This window comes from Paenibacillus sp. J31R34 (genome assembly GCF_059383715.1).
The window spans coordinates 215,787-240,075 of record NZ_JBXENU010000002.1; the positions used below are offsets into that span (position 1 = coordinate 215,787).

The 24,289-nt window shown below is 45.1% G+C and carries 24 protein-coding genes; 4 read left to right on the forward strand and 20 right to left on the reverse strand.

The annotated features are described in order from the left end of the window. Window positions 1-8: 8 nt before the first annotated feature. The 3 genes from AC50YG_RS06470 to AC50YG_RS06480 all read right to left on the reverse strand — a co-directional run bounded on the left by AC50YG_RS06470 (window position 9) and on the right by AC50YG_RS06480 (window position 4,830). A complete protein-coding gene (locus AC50YG_RS06470; RefSeq protein ID WP_494825577.1) occupies window positions 9-941 on the reverse strand; it encodes a carbohydrate ABC transporter permease in 933 nt (310 codons plus the stop codon). Window positions 942-1,251: 310 nt separating this feature from the next. Then, window positions 1,252-3,555 (reverse strand): glycoside hydrolase family 95 protein, encoded by a 2,304-nt coding sequence (locus AC50YG_RS06475; protein ID WP_494825579.1) that lies wholly within the window; start codon window positions 3,553-3,555, stop codon window positions 1,252-1,254. Between the two features lie 390 nt (window positions 3,556-3,945). Then, a complete protein-coding gene (locus tag AC50YG_RS06480; RefSeq protein WP_494826347.1) occupies window positions 3,946-4,830 on the reverse strand; it encodes an AraC family transcriptional regulator in 885 nt (294 codons plus the stop codon). A 149-nt stretch (window positions 4,831-4,979) separates the two neighbouring features. On the opposite strand from AC50YG_RS06480, the gene AC50YG_RS06485 reads away from it, so the two are divergent. Further along, complete coding sequence (locus tag AC50YG_RS06485) at window positions 4,980-5,420, forward strand: YybH family protein (RefSeq protein ID WP_494825581.1); 441 nt, start codon at window positions 4,980-4,982, stop codon at window positions 5,418-5,420. Between the two features lie 318 nt (window positions 5,421-5,738). Here AC50YG_RS06485 and AC50YG_RS06490 read toward each other — a convergent pair whose 3' ends face one another. Next, window positions 5,739-5,903: a transposase gene (locus tag AC50YG_RS06490; protein ID WP_494825583.1), complete on the reverse strand. Its 165-nt coding sequence runs from the start codon at window positions 5,901-5,903 to the stop codon at window positions 5,739-5,741. A gap of 133 nt (window positions 5,904-6,036) precedes the next feature. Here AC50YG_RS06490 and AC50YG_RS06495 point away from each other — a divergent pair, with 133 nt between their 5' ends. Next, window positions 6,037-6,888 (forward strand): SPL family radical SAM protein, encoded by an 852-nt coding sequence (locus AC50YG_RS06495; RefSeq protein WP_494825585.1) that lies wholly within the window; start codon window positions 6,037-6,039, stop codon window positions 6,886-6,888. A gap of 79 nt (window positions 6,889-6,967) precedes the next feature. Continuing rightward, a complete protein-coding gene (locus AC50YG_RS06500; RefSeq protein WP_494825587.1) occupies window positions 6,968-7,315 on the forward strand; it encodes an MmcQ/YjbR family DNA-binding protein in 348 nt (115 codons plus the stop codon). Window positions 7,316-7,518: 203 nt separating this feature from the next. Here the strand turns inward: AC50YG_RS06500 and AC50YG_RS06505 are convergent, their stop codons facing one another. Beyond that, window positions 7,519-8,064, reverse strand: coding sequence for a TetR/AcrR family transcriptional regulator (locus AC50YG_RS06505; RefSeq protein WP_494825589.1), 546 nt, complete (start codon window positions 8,062-8,064; stop codon window positions 7,519-7,521). A gap of 328 nt (window positions 8,065-8,392) precedes the next feature. On the opposite strand from AC50YG_RS06505, the gene AC50YG_RS06510 reads away from it, so the two are divergent. Continuing rightward, window positions 8,393-9,559 (forward strand): MFS transporter, encoded by a 1,167-nt coding sequence (locus tag AC50YG_RS06510; RefSeq protein WP_494826348.1) that lies wholly within the window; start codon window positions 8,393-8,395, stop codon window positions 9,557-9,559. A 793-nt stretch (window positions 9,560-10,352) separates the two neighbouring features. On the opposite strand, the gene AC50YG_RS06515 is transcribed toward AC50YG_RS06510, so the two are convergent. The 15 genes from AC50YG_RS06515 to coxB form a co-directional block, all read right to left on the reverse strand. Further along, window positions 10,353-10,694 carry a helix-turn-helix domain-containing protein gene (locus AC50YG_RS06515; RefSeq protein WP_494825591.1) on the reverse strand — a complete coding sequence of 114 codons (342 nt, stop codon included), beginning with the start codon at window positions 10,692-10,694 and terminating at the stop codon, window positions 10,353-10,355. A 249-nt stretch (window positions 10,695-10,943) separates the two neighbouring features. Next, the gene (locus AC50YG_RS06520; RefSeq protein WP_494825593.1) at window positions 10,944-12,263 is read right to left on the reverse strand and encodes an ABC transporter permease; all 1,320 of its coding nucleotides are present in this window, start codon (window positions 12,261-12,263) and stop codon (window positions 10,944-10,946) included. Next, window positions 12,256-13,158 carry an ABC transporter ATP-binding protein gene (locus AC50YG_RS06525; protein WP_341281275.1) on the reverse strand — a complete coding sequence of 301 codons (903 nt, stop codon included), beginning with the start codon at window positions 13,156-13,158 and terminating at the stop codon, window positions 12,256-12,258. The genes AC50YG_RS06520 and AC50YG_RS06525 overlap by 8 nt, the downstream gene beginning before the upstream one ends. A gap of 19 nt (window positions 13,159-13,177) precedes the next feature. Continuing rightward, the gene (locus tag AC50YG_RS06530) at window positions 13,178-14,089 is read right to left on the reverse strand and encodes an ABC transporter ATP-binding protein (protein WP_494825595.1); all 912 of its coding nucleotides are present in this window, start codon (window positions 14,087-14,089) and stop codon (window positions 13,178-13,180) included. Window positions 14,090-14,103: 14 nt separating this feature from the next. Next, on the reverse strand, window positions 14,104-14,499 hold the full coding sequence (locus AC50YG_RS06535; RefSeq protein ID WP_494825596.1) for a GntR family transcriptional regulator: 396 nt from the start codon (window positions 14,497-14,499) through the stop codon (window positions 14,104-14,106). Window positions 14,500-14,537: 38 nt separating this feature from the next. Beyond that, window positions 14,538-15,251: a hypothetical protein gene (locus AC50YG_RS06540; protein ID WP_494825597.1), complete on the reverse strand. Its 714-nt coding sequence runs from the start codon at window positions 15,249-15,251 to the stop codon at window positions 14,538-14,540. A gap of 219 nt (window positions 15,252-15,470) precedes the next feature. Continuing rightward, entirely contained in the window at window positions 15,471-16,097 is a 627-nt protein-coding gene (locus tag AC50YG_RS06545) for an FMN-dependent NADH-azoreductase (RefSeq protein ID WP_338554749.1), read from the reverse strand. Window positions 16,098-16,252: 155 nt separating this feature from the next. Then, window positions 16,253-16,972: a response regulator gene (locus AC50YG_RS06550; protein ID WP_494825599.1), complete on the reverse strand. Its 720-nt coding sequence runs from the start codon at window positions 16,970-16,972 to the stop codon at window positions 16,253-16,255. Window positions 16,973-16,975: 3 nt separating this feature from the next. After that, window positions 16,976-18,613: a GAF domain-containing sensor histidine kinase gene (locus AC50YG_RS06555; protein ID WP_494825601.1), complete on the reverse strand. Its 1,638-nt coding sequence runs from the start codon at window positions 18,611-18,613 to the stop codon at window positions 16,976-16,978. A 67-nt stretch (window positions 18,614-18,680) separates the two neighbouring features. After that, entirely contained in the window at window positions 18,681-19,145 is a 465-nt protein-coding gene (locus AC50YG_RS06560; protein WP_473758119.1) for a DUF420 domain-containing protein, read from the reverse strand. 241 nt (window positions 19,146-19,386) lie between these two features. Then, a complete protein-coding gene (gene ctaG, locus AC50YG_RS06565; protein ID WP_494825604.1) occupies window positions 19,387-20,283 on the reverse strand; it encodes a cytochrome c oxidase assembly factor CtaG in 897 nt (298 codons plus the stop codon). An 80-nt stretch (window positions 20,284-20,363) separates the two neighbouring features. Further along, complete coding sequence (locus AC50YG_RS06570; RefSeq protein ID WP_341281268.1) at window positions 20,364-20,684, reverse strand: cytochrome C oxidase subunit IV family protein; 321 nt, start codon at window positions 20,682-20,684, stop codon at window positions 20,364-20,366. A gap of 4 nt (window positions 20,685-20,688) precedes the next feature. Next, a complete protein-coding gene (locus AC50YG_RS06575) occupies window positions 20,689-21,306 on the reverse strand; it encodes a cytochrome (ubi)quinol oxidase subunit III (RefSeq protein WP_494825607.1) in 618 nt (205 codons plus the stop codon). Continuing rightward, window positions 21,303-23,144 carry a cytochrome c oxidase subunit I gene (gene ctaD, locus AC50YG_RS06580; protein ID WP_473758419.1) on the reverse strand — a complete coding sequence of 614 codons (1,842 nt, stop codon included), beginning with the start codon at window positions 23,142-23,144 and terminating at the stop codon, window positions 21,303-21,305. Before ctaD ends, AC50YG_RS06575 begins: the two co-directional genes overlap by 4 nt. 68 nt (window positions 23,145-23,212) lie before the next feature. Next, window positions 23,213-24,262: a cytochrome c oxidase subunit II gene (gene coxB, locus AC50YG_RS06585; RefSeq protein WP_494825609.1), complete on the reverse strand. Its 1,050-nt coding sequence runs from the start codon at window positions 24,260-24,262 to the stop codon at window positions 23,213-23,215. Window positions 24,263-24,289 lie beyond the last annotated feature (27 nt).

A 24,289-nucleotide genomic window follows, 5' to 3' on the forward strand; every position in this document is an offset into this window, starting at 1 on the left:
CCCCTCTTTTAAGATTTTTTTTCTTTCGCTTGAAAAATCCATGTTACGGAAGTCACCAAAATCACGAGTAAAAAAAGAATCCATGACATGGCTGAAGCATATCCCATATTAAAGTTAATGAAACCTTCTTCATAGATCCGGTATACAATTACAGTTGATGCATCGTTTGGTCCACCATCGGTTAAAAACTTAATCAGATCAAACACTTTAAAGGAGCTTATTATCGTTGTAATGGTCAGGAATAACGTGGTTGGCGCTAATAGAGGCATCGTAATAAACCAAAATTTCTGGACTCCGTTTGCTCCGTCTATGTCGGCTGCTTCATATAGATCCTCCGAAATTTGAGTCAAGCCCGCCATAAAAATAATCATCTGGTATCCGAGTGCCTGCCAGATCGCAATGACCATAATGGCTATAATCGCGTAATGGGAGTCCACCAGCCATTTCGGCGGATGCTCCAGGCCTATTTGCATCAAAAAGCGATTGATCGGCCCGCTTGACGGATGGTACAAGGCTGCCCACACGGCGGCAACCGCTACGGTAGAGCAGATATAAGGAATAAAAAACAACACTTTAAACAAATCCTTGGCATAGACCTTGGTATGAATAATAACAGCCATAATCATTGCTGCTATTAGACCAACGGGAACTGTTATAGCCGTAAAAAAGATATTATTCTGAAGCGCCTTTATAAATTTAGAATCCTCTGCCAATCGTGTGAAATTATCAAACCCGACCCATTTCATCCCCTCAAATCCGCTCACCAGATTCCAGTCAGTAAAGCTTAGAAATAACGAAAAGATAAGCGGGAAGATAGCCAAAATAATAATGCCTATTGCTTCCGGTGCTAGAAAGATCCACCCAATAACGCCCTCTTTCCGGCGCTGATTCCACCATTTCCTCTGAGGTCGATCTGTATTTCGTTTGATCGCCATGGACATCTTGATCCTACCTCCTGATTGTTGTTATTAGCCTAGGATCATTATAGGAATATATAGCGCGGGTGACTGCTTGTAATTTACACCTTTTTGCCGTGTATAATTTCTTATCCCACATAGATCCCATGCATACAAAAAAGCCAAACAACGCTTCCCTCCTACACAAGCGTAAACGGCAGTCGCCGTCCTCTGACGGCAAAGCTACCGTTTCGCGTAGAAATATAGAGAAAGGATCGAAAAGTCACATCCTTTCTCTATATTTGAGAAATCGCTGTTTGGCTTACTGATTATAAAAGTTTGAGGTTATATATATCTATAAATTAATTTCCTCATCCGAGGAGAAGGAATAGGTCTGTCCTGCTTCAGCCATAAATTCCACCCTTGCGAGGCCCGGCCCGCTTATTTTGCATAGTCCAGCTGTTGCACACTCTACCCTTGCCTCTACTATCTTCAATTCCGACCACTGCAAGCTTACAGTAAATCCTCCACGCGCTCTAAGACCGCGGACGAATCCACTATCCCAGGCTGCCGGCAGTGCTGGCAGGAGCAGAATTTCTTCCGTATGACTTTGCAAAAGCATCTCGGCGATACCTGCAGCTCCACCAAAATTACCGTCTATTTGAAACGGCGGATGATTGTCGAACAAATTAGGCAATGTCGAATGATCTAATAACGCTAACACATTGGAGAAGGCTTTCTCCCCATCCTGAAGACGTGCCCAGAAATTAATGATCCAGGCACGGCTCCATCCCGTATGCCCTCCTCCAGCGCTTAGCCTGCGCTCCAGTGTTACACGGGATGCAGCCGCAAGCTCTGGCGTCTGCTCCAGGTTAAACTCGTCGCCAGGATAGAGGGCAAACAGATGGGAAATATGTCGGTGACCCGGTTCTGGCTCCTCATAATCCTCCATCCACTCCTGAACCTGTCCATATTGGCCGATCTGTGGCTTCGGCAGCCGTTCCAGCGTCTCGGCAAGCTCTTCAGCGAACGGCTGATCCCGGTTCAGAATTTCACAGCTTGTTATGCAAGCGCCGAACAACGCTCTAATGATTTGAAAATCCATAGAGGCACCTACACAGAGTACACCGCTCTCCCCTCCGGGAAGAGTATAACGGTTCTCAGGAGATACAGAAGGACAGGTGACCAGTCTTCCTTCTGTATCTTCTATTAAATAATCCAGTAAAAACTCTGCCGCCTCCTTCATGGTCTCATAAGCCTGTTCCAGAAAGAGCCGGTCCTTTCCAAAACGATAATGCTCCCAGAGATGCAGGCAGAGCCATGCTGCGCCCATCGGCCAGAAGGAAGCCGGTAAATAAGTATCCTGCGGGGCAGTATCCGCCCAAATGTCTGTATTATGATGAGCTGTAAAGCCACGGCAGTCATACATGACTCTAGCTGTGCGGCGGCCAGGCTCTCTCATCCGCTCAATCAGCTCAAATAATGGCTCGTGACAATCCGCTAAATTACAATTTTCCGCCAGCCAGTAGTTCATCTGAGTGTTAATGTTGATCGTAAATTTACTGTCCCATGGCGGAAGAAAGCTATCATTCCAGATGCCCTGCAAATTGGCCGGCAAAGAACCCGGACGACTGGAGGAAATGAGCAGATAGCGCCCATACTGAAAGTACAGGGCGACTAAACCATTGTCCTGCTTCCCTTCTTTGATCCTGCTTAGCCTTTCATCAGTTGGCAACTGCTCCATTGCCCCATCATTACCCGGGAGCTTTAGCTCCACCCGATTGTATAGGGCTCTGTAATCCTGAGTGTGCCGCACGAGTAATTCATTATAGGACAGCTTCTCCAATGTGCTCAGCTGTGATTTGCAATGTGTCTCGGGGTCGTTGTAACGAAAGGTAGTCGCTGCCATCAGCAAGAGAGTTACACTGTCCGCCTTCTCGATAAGGAGATGTTCCCCAACCGTCCGGCAGCTTCCCCCTTCAAGGACAGCCTTGAGCACCACTCGGAACTGACTTCCCCCTTCACCTCCGCACTCGCCTCTCATGACCAGTCCGTCATGACCCCATTTTTCTGTCTTCTCCATATACTTCCACCGATTGCGGTTGAATCGGGCCTTCAATGATATAGCTCCTGGTTTATCGGCCGTATACCGCAGCACAATCGTCTGGTCGGGATGGCTGGCGAACAGCTCCCGGGTGCAGCTTATATCACCTAAACGATAACTGACGCGGGCCACTCCGTCAGACAGATCCAGCTCCCGGCGGTAATCCGCAGCATTCTGGTCATGCGGAGCCATAGTAAGGAGCAAGTCACCGAGCGGCAAATAATGCCGCTGGGCTTCCGGCAGACCCGGCATGGTCAGTGCTGCAAGCTCCTCGGCTTCCTTCAGCCGTCCTTGCATCAGCAGCTCACGCAGCTGCGGCAAATGAGGAAGAGCATCTTCATTATTTCTATCCCGCGGTCCGCCGTACCATACCGTATCCTCATTTAGCTGAAGCTTCTCTTCATATATGCCGCCGAAGATCATCGCACCCAATCGACCATTACCAATAGGAAGTGCCTCATTCCACTCTGAGGCTGGCTCTTTATACCACAATTTATTCTTTTGTTCGTTATTCAACAAAATCCCTCCCTTGTCATTGTCATTGTCTCTGGTCATGTATGTAAACATTATAAAGATAAACCGTATAGAAATAAGCTTGTAATTTACACTTGTTACCGTGTATTAATCTCTCTTTTCCGAAATGTACAGCCTATTCAATCCTTAAATGAGTGTGCTATATGGTGTGGTGCTCCCAATGTTTAACCCCCATTAATAAGACTCTTTCATTCTAAGTTAAGATTCGTAAACAAAGAATGTAGAAAATTAACTTATGCATGAACAATTCTATCCTCTTGTATGCTGCACTGAGCCTAAACGCGAAAAACCCTGATCGATCATCGTTCTTGATCGAATCAGGGCATATTTAAGTATCATCTATGTTTATTTGCAAATTAGTGGTACGAAACGAAAACGCAGTCTATAACAGGAAAATGAAAAATAATAATTTCAAAGATGCCGCTGCCGAAACTCCACTGGTGTACAACCTGTTTCACGCTTGAAAAATTTGCTAAAGTGGGTGACTTCCTTAAAGTTAAGCTTTTCTGCAATGTCACTAATTGAATAATCAGTATGCACCAATATTCGTTTCGCTTCAAGATTAATTCTGGCAGAGATAAATGCTTTGGCACTTTTTCCGACTGCTGCCATCGTTGCTCGAGTCAGCGTTTTTTCCGAACAGTTTAGACGAATAGCGTACTCACTGACATGGCTCAACTCTGAAAAGTGTTTTTCAACAAGTTTCTGAAAGCTTATAAAACGCAGAGAAGCTCGAGAATGGATTGTGTCATGCATTTTTTCACGTTTATGAAGAACATTGAGCCAGGTCACAAATGCATAAAGCTGGTAACGTAATAACATGTGAATGTCTTCTTCCGTACCTTCAATTATAGAGTCTTCAACCATGCGTTCAATGGAATCGATTCCACGGCACAAATCGTCATTATTTAAATTAAGTTTTTTCGGTATTTTTTCTAAGTCGAAAGCTAGTTTAAGCTCATTTAATGTTGATGCGGTAGGTATGAGAAACTCCGAACGAAACAGAATAATCCATCCATCCCAATTATTAAAGTCTCCAAAATTATGAACTTGGCTAGGGGATATGACTAGTAAGGTTCCTGTACTACAAGAAATCGGCTCAAAATCGACTAATTGAATACAGTTACCTTGAGTAACACATATCAACATATAGAATTCATATCGATAAGTTATATGCATTCTTTCTATCGGTGTTCGCTGTTTAAGATTAGAGACACGAAATATCTCTAAATCGTAAGTATAGGGTAATACAGGTTGGTATTTAAGGCGTTCTATATTTATTTTCTGCTTAGACATGCGAATCACTAGGTTAAGCCCCTCTATTCTAAATTTACAAAATGTCCGAAAATTATCATTTTAAGTCCTGATTTAGCCTTTATCATTTATTCTTAATGACCTAAAATGATCATATCATTTCAATCTGTTAATTGAAAAGGAGCAAAAATATGAGCTTAAATATCAAAGAAATAGCTGAAACTGTATTAAACATAGAACGTGCTAATAACGAACGGTGGAATCAAGGAGACTGCCATGGCTACCTAGATAGTTACAGTGATGACATTACTTACTTCGATCCTGCGACTGATAAACTTGTTGTTGGTAATGCAGCAGTAAGAGAACATATTTTATCACTCTATAAAAATCCTAACATTATCCGGAGTGAGTATCTTAATCCAAACGTCGCTGTCAGTGGCTCCGGCGATTTGGCTGTATTGAGTTACAATTTACGCAATTTTGTAGAAGGAGAAAATAGAGAAGAACAACTTCACACTTTCTGGAATTCGACTGCAGTTTTTCGTCTGATTGACGGTGAATGGCGTACAGTAAATGCTCATTGGTCTTTTGTCCGCCATCCTGCAATTATATCGGGTCCTAACGCGTTCTAAATTGATTAACATAACAATCCTATTGCTTCTAGACGGGCAGGTTATGTTTAGAGTCGTTGCTTTTTACTTCTTAACGGTACTGGATTTCAAACTCTGTGCCTTCATTATCCAAGGGGCGGTTTTCTCCGTCACTTTCCTGCCTTGCTTATGAAGCATCTGCGTAACCTTCGGGCCTTACGTGTGGTCCATTTTTAGAATATCGTTTTCCTCTTGCAAGTCACGGATTTGCTTTTGTAACGACTTGACGGCTTTGTCCTTTGCTTTCAGTTGTCCACTGCCAGGAAAGGCTTGTCCGCCATCTAGTTTGATTTCGGATACTCACCGATACACAGTATTGACATGCAGCTCTAATTCCACCGTAACCTGAGGAACGGTTTTCCCCTCTTCTTGAACCATCAGTACGACTTGTCTTTTAAACGCTTGATCGTAATTTTTCTTTGTCACTTCGTTCACCTTGAATTTGGATAGGTTTATTTTATCCAATTCTCGATTCTCGGTTCTCCATATCTACTTTTTAATCTAACAACAAAACTCCCTTTATCAGTTGAACTGATGGAGGGAGTTTCATTGATTGTAATTTTATTTATATAAATACCTAGAATAAGGAGGATCCGACATGCAAATTAATGATATAATGGCAAAAAAAATTTTGAGTGCAACCAAAGGAGAATCTACTGTTGGATTTACTCACTCTTTGAATCCTTACAGTGGCTGCGCTTTCGGATGTTCGTATTGTTATGTTAGGGAAATGCCCCTTCAAAAATACAATGATCTTCCCTGGGGAGAATGGATTAATATTAAACTTAACGCAGTTGAAAACTATAACAATGAAATTAAGAGCCTACGTAGAAATAAGAAATCAATCAACATTTTTATGTCTACAGCAACAGACCCATACCAACCTGTTGAACGTAATGTCAAAATAACAAGAAAAATATTAACTGAAATGATTGAGTCTCCACCGGATTTCCTTCAAATCCAAACAAGAAGTCCTCTAGTGGTTAGAGACCTTGATATCCTTTTAGAATTGCAACAACGTTGTGAGGTTTTAGTTTCTATGACTATTGAAACAGACCGAGAAGACATAAAACGACTTTTTGCGCCTTTAGCTCCTGGTATTAGCTTGCGCTTAAAAGCCCTCGAAAATATCCATACTGCTGGAATTGCTACTCAGGCATCCATTTCTCCTCTTTTACCATTCACTCCTGATTTTCCAAAAAGACTACAGGGGATTGTTGATCGAATTTATATTGATTCACTGAATGTTGGAGATGGTTTGAAAGGGATACGATCCAAACGTTTGGGTATGCCTTTATTATTTCAGAAAAATGGGTTTTCTAGATGGTATCAGCCTGATATTCATTTGAAAACGTATAATTACTTTAATAAGTTTTATAATGAAAGGACTGTATTCTTGTCTTCTAATAAAGACTATCCTCTGAAGGGCAAGATAGGCATATTAAATTAAACAGAGACTTGAAGAAATTTCAGCTTGGTATACGCGTAGCAAGAACCAAGAATAACAGCACGGATGGGAGAAGATCAAAATGAAATTAGAGGAAATCGTCGGCTACTGTTTGACTTATCCAAGCTCGTATGAAAATCATCCCTTCGGAGAAGGATGGACGGCAATACGTCATAAAGGAAACAAGAAACTATTTGCTTTGATATTCATTAAAGATGAACATCTTTGTATCAATCTTAAATGTGATCCCGACAGGTCGGATTTTTTGCGCAATGCCTATATAGAGGTAAAGCCTGGTTATCATATGAACAAAGAACATTGGAACACCATTATTTTAGATGGGGAACTTCCAGAAGATGCCCTACATGATATGGTAAAACACAGTTTTGAATTAACAAAACCTAAACAGGAAAGGAAATCAGCTAATTAGACGGAACTGTTTCGACTTAATTGTCGTTCTTTGTGTAAAACGAAACTAGTTATTCGCAGCTTCACATCTTAAGCAGGGATTCATCGGTGCCATCCTCTCAAACCAGCCTTTCTTCTATTGTAATAGGGTTTGAGAGTTTACACAGAATATTTTACAGACTCTGATAATGCCTTGATTTTAATTGGGGCATTATTTTATTGAAACTATGACAAGTTCATATCTAATATAAACTCTGCTTGTTTATTCATAACGCTTGGGGGATACGGCATCTTATTCAGAAACCACCATTCCACAAGTCCTACGTATGCTGGCGCGAAAAAGTTCACCAAAATGTCCTCATTTAATCCCTTCGTTTTCCCTTCGACCAACTCCCACCCATTTCTGAGATCTTCAATAACAAATTCAAGGAATCTGCTGCGGAAGAACGGAGCTCCTTTACCCGACAGAACAGCCGAAAAGAAGCAATAGTTTCTTTCAAAATACTCAAACCAGGTTATTTGGGTTTCATCTGAGGTTTCTGATTCTGGATAACAAATTATTCGGAGTGCTTGGATGTGTCCTTCAATGAGATTATCCAATAAGTCGTATTTATCCTTGTAATGTAGATAGATCGTTTTTCGGTTAACGTTTGCTCTGTCTGAAATTTCTTGCATTGTAATATCATCAAAATCTTTTTCAAGCAGCAATTCAACAACAGCTTTTTTAATCGCTCCTTGTGATTTTGATATACGTCGATCCACTTTAGACATACGTAGCCCCTCTCTTTTTGATAAATAAACCCCAAAACCTTTATATTTGTTACTTATTACTCAAAAACTACTCGTCTGGTTATTGCAATGAAGCTTTCTTTTATATAATAATACACAAATGATGATTATTCCATACGTGAGTAATAAAAAAGAGGGGGGCCGATACACACAAATATAAAAGCGTTGAGATCCAATTCTCGGCTTTGGCGTCTTAAGTGAGGGTGCGAACATTGTGATCATATAGTAGTCAGGATATCGTTTAATGGAAATTACCTTTTTTACTAATGTATTTAGAACAAAAATGAAATGGAATAGGAGTAATACAATGATATCAAATACATGGAAAATTTATATGCTCGCCGTTGTTAGCTTCCTCGTCGGTACATCGGAGCTTATTATTGCGGGGATTCTGGATAAAGTAGCGGCATCGATAGGAGTCCCTGTATCCGTGGCTGGGCAGCTAATTACTGTTTTTTCATTGGCGTACGCTTTTGGGACGCCTGTTCTAATGGCTTTAACGTCACGAATGGATCGGAGAAAACTACTCATTTATTCTCTTGTCGCATTTGTCATTGGCAATGCCCTGACAGCCGTTTTGCCGGGATTTCTCTTTCTATTCATCTCGAGAATCATTCTGGCGCTTAGTACCGGCGTATTTATTGTTACCGCATTGATGGTAGCATCCAAACTCGCTCCGCCCGATAAACAGGGCAGCGGTATCGCTACAGTCGTGATGGGCTTTTCGACCGCGCTGGTTGTCGGCGTTCCACTAGGTAGAGTGGCAGCTTCTTTCTACGATTGGAAGATAATCTTTGCAGGCCTCGGGGTACTTGGTCTGCTGGCCATAGTCGGGATGTACTTCCTGATTCCAAAGTCGGAAGGGGAAGAGCCGGTGCCGATCGGCAAGCAGCTGGCCTTGTTGAAGGAGCCTAGAATCGCCATGGCGTTGCTCATTACTTTCTTCTGGATCGCCGGATATTCGATTGTTTATACGTACATTTCTCCGTTCCTGCTCTCTGTTTCGGGAATGAGCGAGCAAATCGTAAGTATCGGGCTGTTTGCTTTCGGCATTGCCAGCCTGTTAGGATCCAAGTTCGGGGGCTACAGCTCGGATAAATGGGGTGTACCCCGCACGCTCATCGGCAGTTTGCTGGTTCATGCGCTGGCTCTGATCCTTATCTCTCTCGGGGCCATGTCGCCAATCGTCATGTTCCCACTGCTCATGCTGTGGTCCTTCTCCGCCTGGACTTCGGGCCCGACTACGCAGTACAATTTGGTCCAGCAGGCACCGGAAGCATCAGGTATTATGCTAAGCTTGAACAACTCTGTGGTGCAGCTCGCCATGGCTGTCGGTGCAGGCCTCGGTGGAGTTGTCGTGGAGCAAATGTCACTCACGTCCATCAGTTGGATCGGGGCTGTTATTGTGTTCCTCGGAGCTGTAACTACAGCTGCATCCTTACGATTATCGCGTTCAGGAACCCTCCACAAGGGCTAAATTTGCTGCAGCATCATAGAACTGCATTCCAGCACTCCGGAGTCGTCCTTTAGCTCACCGTTTATTGATAATGATTAAAAAAGGTAGTTTTACAAAGAAGGCGGGAATGTTACAGAACTGCACCGCTTTTTATGACTCTCAAGATCAAGAAACCACACATAAGTTCTTCGAGGTAAATGGTTTTGGAGTTTAGTGTGGAATGAAGCAACTCATTAGGGCATTATCAGTGGCCATTCCTTTATAGGATGTGATTATGGTAATGCCCTTATCCTATACTGCAGCTTGATAAGCCTGAGACGTATACTCTCTTTCCTGCTCGCTATGGGCAATAATTTGTCCGCTCTGGAAGTTAGTCGAGCCTATTCTTAACCAATTTACTAGATAGATCAATAAAAAAGGAGCAGCCTGTACACTCCAGAGGGGACCGAGCGCATCATTTACTGGGGACATAAAAATGACAGTTGTGACCCAAGCTAATTGGTTTAATGAGGACGCAAAGGGGCTCCACTAAATTATTTATTGATAGGCACCATATGAAAAAAAGTTTCAGCTTGATGTTAAGGCTCAGGCTGTAGAGAAACCCCCATTTTTTCAAAAAAATCCGGGTTTCTTGTTTTGTGTTTCGGTTCTACTTCAGAGTTCTGGAGGACAGTTTTAAATCAATAAGGCTCACAAGACACCACATATTATGGAAGTGATTACGTTCTTCCATGGGAGCTTAATGAGGCAGTGTCAGTCTGATACTTTGTTTTTCAAATCTGCAACTTTATTTTCTGAGCCTGACACTATTTTTTTAATACCGACTCAATTTAAATTCAACGTATTCCAATAACCCCTTTTGATCTTCTTCATTCAATTTATTAATTAATTTAAACAGTTGCTTTTCTTGAACCGAAAAATCTAAGGACATTTTTTGCACAGCGACTGCACTATTCTTTTCACCTTTTAACAGCCAGTCCAAGTCGACATCAAATCGTCTATGTATGGAAAGGGCAGTATCTACTGATGGATTACAATTACCTTGTTCGATATCGCTTAAAGTCCCTTGTGAAATACCGATCTGTTTGGCGAATTCGATTTGAGTTAAACCTTCCGTTTTCCTTAGCTTACGAATATTCTCCCCGATAATAAACAATGGCCATCCCCATTCAACTATTTATGGAGAGTGACAATTTATGTTCACGCATTAATTGTTTGATCACGATAATCTGGCATATTCCTATGCCTATCAATTTATACAATTAAAAAAAGTAACCCCCCGTAAATACAGGCTTTCTGTACGATCACGGGGGGCATTTTAGTGGTAACTCCTCGTATTTCTTATGACATTAGTATGTCCAACGTGTGACAATAGTAGGTGTTACCCACACTTATAAACAACCTTTTAAACCTTATAAGCCCGCATCGCCTTCCGCAGCTCTTTAAACGTCGGCCGCTTGCCATACATCAGGACGCCAGTGCGATAAATTTTCGCTCCCAGCCAGCCGAAGATGTAAATCGATACGAACAAAATACCCAAGGATAGCAGCACCTGCCATACTGGCGGGTTCGTCAGTCCAATTCGCAGCATCATGACGAATGGCGAGAAAAACGGCACAAAGGAAGCGACTTTCACCAGCATGGTGTCCGGATTTGAAATGCTGAACGTGCTAATGTAGAAGCCTGCCAGCGATAAAATCGTAATCGGCATAACCGCCTGGGCCAAATCCTCCGTCCGGCTCACAATGGAGCCAATCGCCGCATACAGCATGGCATAAAGGAAATAGCCTGCCAAGTAGTAGATGACCGCATACACGATCAGCGATGGATTAATTTGATTGAAATCAATATTCCAATTCATAAACGCATTTTTATTTTGCGGCATCGATAAATTAATGATCATCACGGCTCCATACAGCACCAGTTGGAACAAGCCGACGAGGAACATTCCGAACACCTTTCCGAACATTTGCGTCAGCGGCGATACGCTAGTAATGAGAATTTCCATAACCCGCGAGCCTTTTTCCGATGTAATTTCTGTCGCAATGAGCTGCCCCGTCACCATAATAACAAAGAACAGCATAATGACAATAATCGATACAAGTCCCATATTGACCGCCTGCTGCTCAGGCGACAGCCCTTCGTTATTGGACCCTGTTCCCGCTTCAGCAGCAATTTGCATTGTCTCAATCGAAACCGGCGCGAACAGCTGCACCTTCTGCTCCTCGCTCAGCCCGGCTTCCTTGAAAATCATTTCGGTGCGTATGTTTTGCAGCGCCCCCTGCAGCGAACGAGTTGTGGATTCATCCAGCAGCTTCTCGGACTTATAGGTTACAGCTGGCAAGCCGTTTGCCTGAACGTCGCCAAAGGTCAAATACCCTTTAATTTTCTGATCGATAATGCCCTGCTTAAGTGCTTGCTCATTGCCCGCATCACTACCCGTATCAGCAAAATCAACCAGTATCACATTCGGCTGCTCCTGCTGCGTGTAGTAGACTTTGAGCTGCTCGGCAAGCTTAGTTCCCTCGGCCGCGCTGCCCGCTTCCGATTGAATATAGCCGATGGAGGCCGTTTTTACACTGTCATTGTTAAACAGAGAAATCAGATAAGGCAAATTAGTACCAATCGTAATAATGATTGCGAAAATCAATGTCATAACTAGAAAGGATTTTGTCCGAAACTTATTGCGAACGGTAAAGCTGACGACTGTCCAAAAATTACTCATGCTTTTCACCCACCAATTTTATAAAGATTTCGTTTAAGGTTGGCTCCATAATCTCAAAGCGCCGAACTTCCGTCTGCTCCATCGCATGGCGTAAAATAAGCCCGCCCGCCGCTTCGTTCTCAATTCGGAGCTCGTAACCTGATTCATTGCGCTGCACATTCGTTACGCCTTCCAGCGTCTCCAGCCCCTTCACGGTGCGCTCGGTTCCCAGCATGACGCGCTCGCGTGGATACTGCCCCTTGAGTTCCTTAAGATTGCCTTGCAGTACCGCGTTCGAGCGGTGCATGATCGTAATATTGCGGCACAGCTCCTCCACATGCTCCATGCGGTGTGTCGAGAACAGCATAGTCGTTCCTTCTTCACGCAGCTCCTTCACCGCCGCCTTCAGCAGCTCCACGTTCACGGGATCAAGCCCGCTAAAGGCTTCATCCAAAATGACGATTTTCGGCTTATGGATGACCGAAGCAATGAACTGAATTTTTTGCTGGTTGCCCTTTGACAGCTCCTCCAGCTTCTTATTGTAATATTCCGGCACGCCGAATTTTTCCAACCAATACTTTAGGCTTTGATCGGCATCCCGCTTCGACATCCCCCGCAGCTTCGCCAAATACAGCAGCTGGTCACTTACACGAACACGCGGATACATGCCCCGCTCCTCCGGCAAATAACCGAGCATTTGCAGCTGATTATGGCTGTAAGGCTTGCCGTTATATAAGATTTGGCCCCCATCGGGAAAAATAAGTCCCAGCACCATTCGCATCGTCGTCGTTTTGCCTGCGCCATTCGCACCTAGCAGGCCGTAGATTTCGCCTTCTCCTACTTCTAGACTAATGCCATTTACGGCTGTTTTATCGCCATATTGCTTATAAATTTGTTCGATTTTTAATGGGTTCATCGTCGTATCCTCCTCGTTATTATGCTCTAATATGCTGTCTGTCCTGTTCAATTAATACGGCCAAAATATCATCAAGGTCGAGCGTCTGCCGCCCCATGATCTCGATGCTCGCCTGCTCAAGCCAGCGCTCGGTTTCCAGTGCCTGCCGCGTAATGATTCGCATATTTCCGCCGCCTGCATCCTCCATTATGCAATCGCCGGGGATACTCTTGACATCAATACCATCAAGCTCGCTGCCACTCACATAAAACATATGCCAGCTGCTGAGCAGCTCATCCTTCTCGTACATGCCCAGTATGCGGCCCTGCGACATAAAGACGATATAATCCGCGAGACGCTTTACCTCATCCACAATGTGGGAGGCCATAAGAATCGTTCGCTCTCCATCATTCATATAATTGTGCAAAAAGCTCATCATGCTGCGCCAAGCCAGCGGATCGAAGCCAGAGGATGGCTCGTCAAGGAGCAGCAGCTCGGGGCGATGGGCAAGCACAAGCGCGAATTCATATTTGCGCCTCGTTCCTTTGGACATTTTGCCAAGCTTAATGCTGTCATCAACCTCGAAAATCCGTAAAATTTCACGATACAGGTTCACATCCCAATTCGGATACCATTTTCGCACAAAGTCCGTCTTGTCCGAGGCTCTCAGCCTATTCTCATGGCTGCCAAACAGCTCAGGCACATAGCCGATTTTTTTCTTCCAGCCAGTATCTTTATGGTCTGCGATGGAATGGCCAAGCATGCTAAGCTCGCCTTTATCCGGCTTGATCAGACCCAGCAGCATTCGGAAGGTCGAGCTTTTGCCCGAGCCATTCGGACCGACAATTGCGGTGACGCAGCCCTTCGGCACTTCCAATGAATAAGGTCCCAGCTGGAACCGCTCATGCCGCAGCTCTACTTCGTGTATTCGAATAGCAATATCGTTGCTCATGACTTGCCCTCCCTCTAAGCATGATCCTTAAAATGCTTGTCCAGCTGCTCGCGAAAAATCCGTTCCAGTTCCTCGCGAGAGCACTTCACTCGCTGTCCCGCTGTAATGGCCGTCTCGAATGCTTCAACTACAGCATTTAGCCGATAGCGGTCACGATCACCCTGCTCAACCGCAGCAACGTAGGTTCCCGTTCCCTGTCTCGTTCGCAGCAGCCCTTCCGACTCCAGATCCTGATAAACCCGACGAACGGTAATGACGCTGCATTTCAACGATTGCGCGAACTCCCGAATAGACGGAAGCAGCGTTCCTTCGGCTACTTGTCCACTAACAATCAGCGCTTTCAGCTGTACTTCTATTTGGTAATAAAGCGGTTCTGCGCTTTGCTCATTAATTTGAATCGGCAGCCACACGGCTTCACCTTCTTTGCTTGATTACTGAATGTCTTGCTTTAAAAGCTTCGTGTTTCCAAGCGGCGTTTAAGACTCATATAGCTGACGGCAATTCCAACGATACTTATCAAAAGTCCGATTAACAAATACCACCACTCGCCATTTTCCATTCCTCTTAACAAGCTTTGGACAATCGAAATATCATTGACACTAAGCAATAAGGTAAGCAGCAGATAAAAAATGCAGTATAAGAAACAAACGATCATATACGTTTTTCCGCTGTAGCCGTATTCCCAAATGGCATAGGTTGCTGCCATGCCAAGTGAATATAGAAACCAGAATAGTCCGAATAAAAGATAAGCGCCTGGAGAAATCGTCTCTTTCATCCCATCGACCAAAAAATACTGAAGGAGGAAAAAAATAATCTGCATAGGAAGCAGTATAACAACGATTTGCATCAGCCTTCCCCAAATCAACTGAGGCAGCGGTATCGGCAATATGCGCCATTCAGCTAGCTTCCCGCTAAAGGTATCATTACGCCAATAGAACATATTCGTATGGCTTAGCACAAAGCCTAGACAAGGAAGCGTCGTGAGAAAAACAAAATCAATGGCCCAATACTCGGCTGCCAAAACCAGCGTCTCATCTAGCCGGAAGAGCATACCCCCGATAATTGCCATATATAAAGCTAAAAAGAGCGAGCCTAGAAAACCCCAACGAGTCTTCCGCAATTCGTAGATTAAAATATGACATGCCCCTTGCCACATACTCACAAGTTTTCCTCCTGTCACTCTGTATACTGTATATATCTTTATACACAGTATAAACACACCTCTTTTCGTTGTCAATCCATCGCCAGCAAATTTTTATAAAGCTGCTTCTCCCACACCATCCAGCAGGGGCAAAACATTAAAAAGCCTTGTCCATGAGCTTATTAGGCTCTGGCCAAGGCTTTGCTTCTTTCGAATTGTATATTGATGTATATTGCTGATTTAGAAACGTGCTGCCGCTGCTTTTGCTTCTTCAATTGCATGCGCAACAATCGCTTCCGCTTCATTTGGCATCTGGTTGTGACCTTCTGCAATAACGATTTCGAAATTCGTTACGCCGAAAAACTGCATAATATTGCGGACATAATTAAGGGACATTTCAGCTGCCGCTGCTGGACCTTCGGAGTACACGCCGCCTCTTGCATTAAGCAGAGCAACCTTTTTATCAGGAATAAGACCAACTGGACCTTGCTCGGTATATTTAAATGTTTTGCCTGCTTGGTAAATGTAGTCAATATAAGTGTGCAGCACAGCAGGAATTGTCAAATTCCACAGTGGAAAACCGAAAACAACTTTGTCCGCCGCAAGAAATTGATCGATATATTTACCGGAAACGTCAACCGCTGCTTGCTCTTCTGGTGTCAGCTCATAGCCGCGTGGCGCTTTGAAATTGCCGTTAATCATATTGGCATTCATATACGGAAGCTCTTCTTGGAACAAATCCAGCTCCGTAACGACATCATTCGGATGTGTTTCTTTATAAGAATCGAGAAAAGCTTGATAAAGCTTTACGCTAACCGCTTGGTCTAATCCACGATCATTTGCTTTTACAAAAAGTACAGTGCTCATAATAAATATTCCCTCCGTAAAAAAGCGCTCTATGCGGGCAGCTTCTCTATTGTGTATTTGTGATAAGCTTTATTTTACAAGCCTTCTGCTCACAAAACATCGGCCAATAGCATGAAAGTCGCCAGCTTGGAGGCGCGGAGGGCTTAGGTCTAGCCTTACGCCTCTGGGCCCAAATAATGAATGCCGCGCAGCGCAGCTTGTGTTCGATCGCTTACATCAAGCTTGCTAAGAATGCTGCTGACATGAGTTTTCACTGTTTTCTCAGCAACGACTAATGCCCGGGCAATATCTTTATTGCTGTTCCCTCTCATCAATTGCCTAAGCACCTCCATTTCACGGGGTGTCAGCGAAGCGAAAGCTATTTGATCTGACTTGGAGCGTGATGAATCGCGTTCCGACTCTGCTTGCGGGGGCGAATGAAATAAGCGATCCTCTGTCCCATCGAACCGGGAAGAGGCTGCTCCCGTACCGATTAAAACGCTGGTAATATCGGGATGCAGCTGAATATTGCCTTTATAAGCGCTGCGTATCGCCTCCGCCAGTTGATCCGGTGCGACATCCTTCAGCATGTAGCCAATCGCCCCCGTCTGCAGAGCAGGTACAATATGGCTGCGGTCTGCGAAGCTGGTCAGCACCAGCACCTTTATCGCTGGATGCTGCTCGGCAATGATTCGGCTTGCCTCTATGCCGTCCATGACAGGCATTTGCAAATCCATCAAGATCATATCCGGCTGCAGCTCGGCCGCTTTCTCCACCGCTTCCTGTCCATTGGCTGCCTCCCCGACAATTTCGAAATCCGGCTGCAAACTCAGAAAAAAAGCAATGCCCTTCAAAACAATTTGATGATCGTCAACGAGTAAAAGCTTAATTTTCACCGCTTACCCTCCCTCCTCTACTGCCAGCGGTATGCTTGCCCGAATAATGGTTCGCTGCCCCCGCTCGCTATGAATAATAAATTCGCCGCCGAGCGCCTCTGCTCTTTCCCGCATAGACAGCATTCCCATCGTCTGTCCGTGCAGTTGTTTAGGCGAAAAACCTCGCCCATGATCCTCGATCTCCAGCGATACTGCCCGCTCCGATTTCACCAGTCGAATATAGGCCTCATTCACGCCGGCATGCTTTCGAATGTTGTTGAGCCCTTCCTGGCCAATTCGCCACAGCCCTTCCTCCAGCGTTCGGGGCAGCTCCTTCAGCCCTTCTGCCTTCGTATGTACGGTAAGCTCCATCCTTTCGCCGTATTGCTTAAGCGCAGGCAGCAGCCCATTCTCTAGGCCAGCGGGATGCAGCTGCCAAATAAGGGTACGCATCTCGCCTAGCGTCTCCTGCGATAAGCTGGCAATTTCCTGAAGCGAGCGCTCCACAATCGGCTCTTTCCCGCCAAGAATCTTTTCTGCCCCTTTGGCGATAAAAGACATTGAAAATATTTTCTGCATCACCGAATCATGCAAATCCCGTGCCATTCGGATTCGCTCCTCCATGCGGGCAAGCTCCCTACGCTGCTCAATTACTCTCAAATTATCAATGCTGAGCGTCAAATGCTCGCCGAGCGCATACATAAACTCCTCATGATAATGATCGAAATGCCCATTATCCATACTGCTAATGAACAGAACACCATACGGGCAGCTTCCCCTTCGCAGCGGAATCGCCACGGCCGATGAGAATGCCTTTAGACCCGTAGCTGTTAGCGGCACAACCGCTTCCTCCTTGCTATCCGTAACAACGACGAGACGATTATGGTGAAACGCTTCGGCAACAAGCCCTCCATTTCCACAATCGAGCTGCTGCCAGCCTTCCCTCGTCTGCCGGCCATCGTAATTGGCACGAAGCGAGAGCTTGTCCTGCTCATAGACGAATAACGCAATTTGCGGCCAGTCGAACGCTTCAGCGATATGTTCTACGGCTTTAAGCGGAAGCTCGCTAATGTCCTGCACGGCATGGATTCGGGTAATGACGTCGCCAAGCTTCGCATAGAGCAGCGCACTTCGCTCCTGTGCCTGAAATAGGCGGATACGCTTAATCGCTGTTCCTATCTGGTAGGCAACCGCCTGCAGTAGGGCCAGCTCCTCATTCGAAAAAAACTCCTTGCCCGCCTGCGCTGCATTCAGCAGTCCAAAGCTCTCCGTGCCTGCTTTCAGCGGCACCGTCGCATGATGCGTCAAGCCGCCTTTATCGCCGGCGTTGTATTCCGCAGCATATACGATTCGTGAGCATTCAATAATGTTGACCGCGCGATTCAGCTTGTTCTGGCGATAGCTTTCGGTGCACCAGCAGCCTTCTCCGCACATCGCTGCATTATCGTTTGCCGCAAGGGTTGAGGGGAGATTTTGCGCGGCCGCACATATGCTGTCTGAATGCTCATCGAGCAAGAAAATCCAGCCTGTTGTAAAGCTCGTGACCTCAAGAAGCTTCACCAGTACCGCATTCAGCATGACCTTCATATCATTCATCGAATTGAGCATTTCGGCAATTTCCTTGAGCGACGCCAGCTCATCTGCGTGAATCTCTCTAGGCAAAGCAAGACCCCCTTAATACAGCAAAGCCGCGAATCAGCTTCGCGGCTTCCTTGTCGTGATTTTAACCTTATAGACCAAATATAGCATCAATCATCGGCTTCGTATGGCCGCCCGGATACAATAAATAAAGCAGCACATAAACAATAACTCCCGTAATCGCTGTGAAAAACCAAATGATCGACGTTACGCGTCCCCATTTGCGATGCTTGGCATACTTCTCTTTAAATCCGAGCACCAGCGTCGTAATTCCAAATACCGCTGCAACCGTTGCGAGCGTAATATGGAAAATTAGAAAAATAACATAATAGAGATGCATGCTTTCGGGTCCGCCCCATGTCGTATTGCCGACAACTATTGTTCGTGAGGAGTAAATAATAAAGAAGATGATGGCTGCAATTGCAGCTGCAATCATCACTTTCTTATGCGCCTCAACCTTCCGCTTAATAATCAGTCCCCAACCAATCGCAACCAGTATCGCACTAATAACGATAAACGATGTGCTTATTGTAGGGAGAATAAAATACCAATCCAATGTCGATCCCACCTATATCGGTAAAATAGTAAATCCGCATGACTATTACAGAAGTTGAACTAATGAATCGCATGGTAGCAAAGGTCGTCACTGCGAGAAAGTTTGGACCTCCGGCCGCTGTTATTTTCTGATTTCTTGAATTTGTTCCTCTTTAAGGATGAAATCCGAAAACAAAGGCGGACGCTATCGCTCTCTCCGTTTCTCCCCTGCTCCATAACACTTAGGTTCAGCTTATATAAGCTTATGCCGTACCTGTATTGGTATTAGGCAAATCGTCTTCTTTATGCTCACGCTTGTACCATTGCTTGAATATATACGCCAGTATAATGCCATACATTACTTCTTGCAATAGCTTCATGACGATGCCGCCCAACTGCTGGTCCTCTACCACTTCCATCAAATTGAAAAATTGAGGACCGTCGAACATCGTAAGCAGCCTTGTCGGATCGCCCGAAACACAATAACCCATCGCCAGAACCCAGACGTTCGGATCATTATATACCGCATATAAGGGAGAGCTTGCAAATATAATTAAGGCGCACGCGGGAGTCAGCAAAATGCCATTCGCGAAAACATACGCCATCTTCTTCAAATCTGTCAGGCGATTCCATTCCGGCACGGGACATGCAATCTGCCACCACATCATAATCGCAGCAATTAGCATAACAAAATAATAGATACGGTGAATCGTATAGTGCGTCATGACAAAGTCATGTATGACTGGAACATGGTAAAAAGAAAACAATAGATTAAACAGCAGCAGCGATAAAATAGGATTCATTAGAAAATGGAGCGAACGCCATTTTGTCGAAGCAAACAGCTTGCGCCACATAAATGCAGGGATTGATAAAATAAGCATTGGCGGCACAATGAGATACGAAATCGACATATTGAACATATGGAAGGTGAACATTAAATGTCCCAGGAAATTAAGCGGCCCGCCATTGCACAAATAATAGAGAATAGCTGAAACAACAAACATAAACCGCTGCTTGCCTGTTGCAGACGCCTCAAGCGGTGCGTGCTTCTCCCGCCATGGTCCGTTCATATAAAAATACAAAATAATAACTGCAATTGTACCGAACATATACCATGGGGTCCACAACTCTTCAAAACTGAAATATTCCAGGCCAAGCATGGCTGCAACCTCCCTTTATCTTCTGCAAAAGAGGAGGGAACCCACCCGGGAACCCTCCTCTGTGCAATTGTAAATCTGTATTACCACCAAACCCAATATTCCGCCATAATGATACACGTGAATGCAATGAATACGCCCATAAGAATGCCGACCGTAGCGAAAACATGGCCGCGGTCTTTCATATGCATCCAGAATGCCATTTGTACGAATACTTGGAGCATAGCGCAACCCATGATAATGATATAGATGAAGCTTTTATTGATTTCGCCAGCCGCTACCGCAGCGAATGCCACGAGTGTTAGCAATATGGAGAAAATGAAAGCAATAATGTGCTTCTTCGGTCCTTCTGAGTTGTGGCGAACTGGACGCTGGTCTTCAGCTGTCGAGTGATTGCTTGCCATTTGGCTAGACCACCTTTCCCATCAAATAAACGACGGTGAAGATAAATACCCAAACTACGTCGATAAAGTGCCAGTACATACCTGCAACGTACACTTTAGGAGCTGTAACAACCGTAAGGCCCTTTTTCATCAACTGTCCGATAATGCTGGAAATCCAGAAAATACCGAACGCAACGTGAGCACCGTGGAAACCTACTAGCGTATAGAAGGAAGAACTGAACGCACTTGTCGTAAAGCCATGTCCTTCATGCACGTAGTGGTAAAACTCATAAATTTCGAGTCCAAGGAATCCAAGTCCGAGCACTACGGTTACGATCAACCAGTTGATTAACGCTTTTACATTATGATTATGCAGCGCTTGGATAGCAAATACGCTAGTCAAGCTTGATGTAAGCAAAATAGCAGTTGCTGCTGCAACGAGCGAAAGCTTAAACAGCTCGCTCGGCTGCGGTCCATCCAGCACTTGATGGCGAAGGGCAAGGAACGCCGAGAACAGCGTACCGAACAAGACCGTTTCACCACCAAGAAATAGCCAGAAGCCTAATACTTTATTGCGACCCTCAAGAGTGGCTTTCTCGGGCTCATGAGGAAGCTGCCCCTCTGCATGTGAATGTGTACTCATGCTTTAACCCCCTTGTCTTCCAACTCTTCCGGCTCAATGTGGAAACCATGATCATCATATACCGAGCGAAGGAACATGCTTCCGAACGTAATCAACAGGCCGAGACCGGCAACATAGAAGCCGATATGCTCTGTAATAAACGTCCAATCCCTCGAATACATCAGGCCAAAGCCTGTAATGAACAAGCCAAGCGACATTGTGAACGGCAGAATAGAAGGAGATGGCATATGGATCGAGCCAATTGGCTCAGCAGGTGTCATGCCTTTGTGTCCATCCATTTTTTCTTTCCAGTAAGCATCGTAGCCGCGAACAAGCGGAGTTTGCTTAAAGTTATATTCCGGAGGCGGCGATGGAATTGTCCATTCCAGCGTACGGCCATCCTCCCAAGGATCATCCGCTGCATTTTGTGGTTTTGCATTCGTAATAACTACGTTCAGAATGAACATAATCGTACCAACACCCATCATAATCGCACCGATTGTACTAATCAGGTTCATTTCATTAAATCCAAGGCCGTCCAGGTACGTCCAAATACGACGCGGCATACCGAGCAAACCGAGGAAATGCTGAATAAAGAATGTCAGATGGAAGCCGATGTAGAATATCCAGAACGTCCATTTTCCAAGCGTTTCATTCAGAATGCGACCGAACATTTTAGGCCACCAGTAGTGAAGACCGGAGAAAATACCTAAAATCAGACCGCCGACGATAACGTAGTGGAAATGGGCAACTACGAAATACGTATCGTGATACTGGAAATCCGCTGGCGCAGCTGCAAGCATAACACCTGTAACGCCACCCATAACGAAGGTTGGAATGAATCCAACAGCATACAAGTTAGCGCTCGTAAACTTGATCGAGCCGCCCCACATTGTAAAGATCCAGTTAAAGATTTTGATACCTGTTGGTACCGCAATCAGCATCGTTGCTATTGAGAACAAGGCGTTTGCAACAGGGCCTAGACCCGTCGTAAACATGTGATGCGCCCAAACCATGAAGCCCAAAAAGCCAATCAGAATGGTCGCGAACACCATCGAGCTGTAACCGAACAGGCGTTTACGCGAGAACGTACTGATTACCTCGGAAATAACACCGAAGGCAGGCAGGATGAGGATATATACCTCAGGATGTCCGAAAATCCAGAAGATATGCTCCCAAAGTACAGCGTTACCGCCATTGTTAGGGTCGAAGAAGTTGGCATCGAAAATCCTGTCGAACATAAGCGCTGCCAAGCCTACAGCAAGTGCAGGGAAAGCGAACAAGATAAGCGCCGACGTAATGAACGAAGCCCATGTAAACATCGGCATCCGCATGAAGGTCATGCCTGGCGCACGCATATTAATAATGGTTACCAGGAAGTTAATGCCTCCGATTAGCGTACCAATACCGGCTATCTGGAGACCCAGGACATAATAATCCATCCCATGGCCAGTACTGAACGCCGGCCCCGAAAGTGGTGCATAGGCCGTCCAGCCTGCTGCTGGCGCACCTGTGCTCGTGAACCAGCTGACATTCAATAATACCGCTCCGAAGAAAAACGTCCAGAAGCCTAGTGCATTTACAAACGGAAAGGCAACGTCGCGTGCGCCGATTTGCAGCGGAACGACCGCATTCATTAATGCAAACAGCATCGGCATCGCAGCCAAGAAAATCATCGTCGTACCGTGCATCGTAATCAGCTCATTGTATGTATCCGCACTAACGAAATCATTTAGCGGCTTCCAAAGCTGAATCCGAATAAGAAGTGCTTCCAAACCACCGACCAGAAAGAAAAAACCGCCGGCGATCAAATATAAAATACCGATTTTTTTGTGGTCAACCGTTGTTAACCAGTCCATCAGACCAGAGTAACGCTTAACCGCGTGTCCTTGAGCCAAGTTGGTACCTCCTTTTCATCACCGATGATCTATTTTTCGTAGTCCAATGTTAATTCCGATAAGTATTTCGCAATACCATCAAGCTCTTGCTGCGTCAGATCGATCTTATCCATTAGATTGCCTGGTTTAATTTCATTTGGATTTTCGATCCAACGATGAAGATTGTCATAAGTGGAACCTTCATTGGAGTACTTAGGATCATCTGTATTAATCAGGATACCACCAACGGAATCACGGCTTCCGATACCGGTAAGGTTCGGGTACAATGGTCCGCCTTTGTCGCCAACAGCGTGGCAAACGAGACATTTGCTTTCGAAAGCAGCAGCAACTACCGGATCGCTTGGCATTGCTACTGGTTCTTGAAGCGCGGCTGCCCAACGGTCGAACGATGCATCATCAACCGATTTCACCTTAAAGTCCATCAAGCCATGGGAAGGTCCGCAAAGCTCGGCGCATTTGCCCAAGTAAACGCCTTCTTTTGGTGCCGAGAAGAACATTTTATTTGTAGAACCACCAGGATTAGTGTCGATTTTACCTGCAAGAGAAGGAACCCAGAACGAGTGAAGCACGTCTGCTGTCTTCGCTTCAATTGTAATGATCTTGCCTTTAGGAATAACCAGTTCCTGCGCGGTCTTAATGCCCAGCTCCGGATATTCGAATTCCCACCAATACTGGTGTGAAGTTACGATTACTTTAACCGCATCTGGATCGTTTGAATAATCCTTTGACAGGTTAAACACGGACTGTACAGTAGGTACACCCAAAATAATCAAGAGAATAATAGGAATTACGGTCCAAATAATCTCTAGCTTGTGGCTACCTTCGACCTGCTTGGGAATCGACTTATCCCCCTTGCGTCTGCGAAAACGAACAATGACAAACAAACAAAGCGCGAAGACAATCACAACTACACCGATCATGATTGAAAATGCGAGCTTCATCAATCCGAATTGCTCTTGCGCTACGGGCCCCTGGGGATTCAGCGCGGATAGATCTGCTCGTCCGCATGCTGACAGCACCAATACCATCAAGGCCAGAAGCGGCGTAAGCCGTTTTAAAAACTGCCACCGATTCATCAATAATCAACCCCACTTTTGACGTTTTTG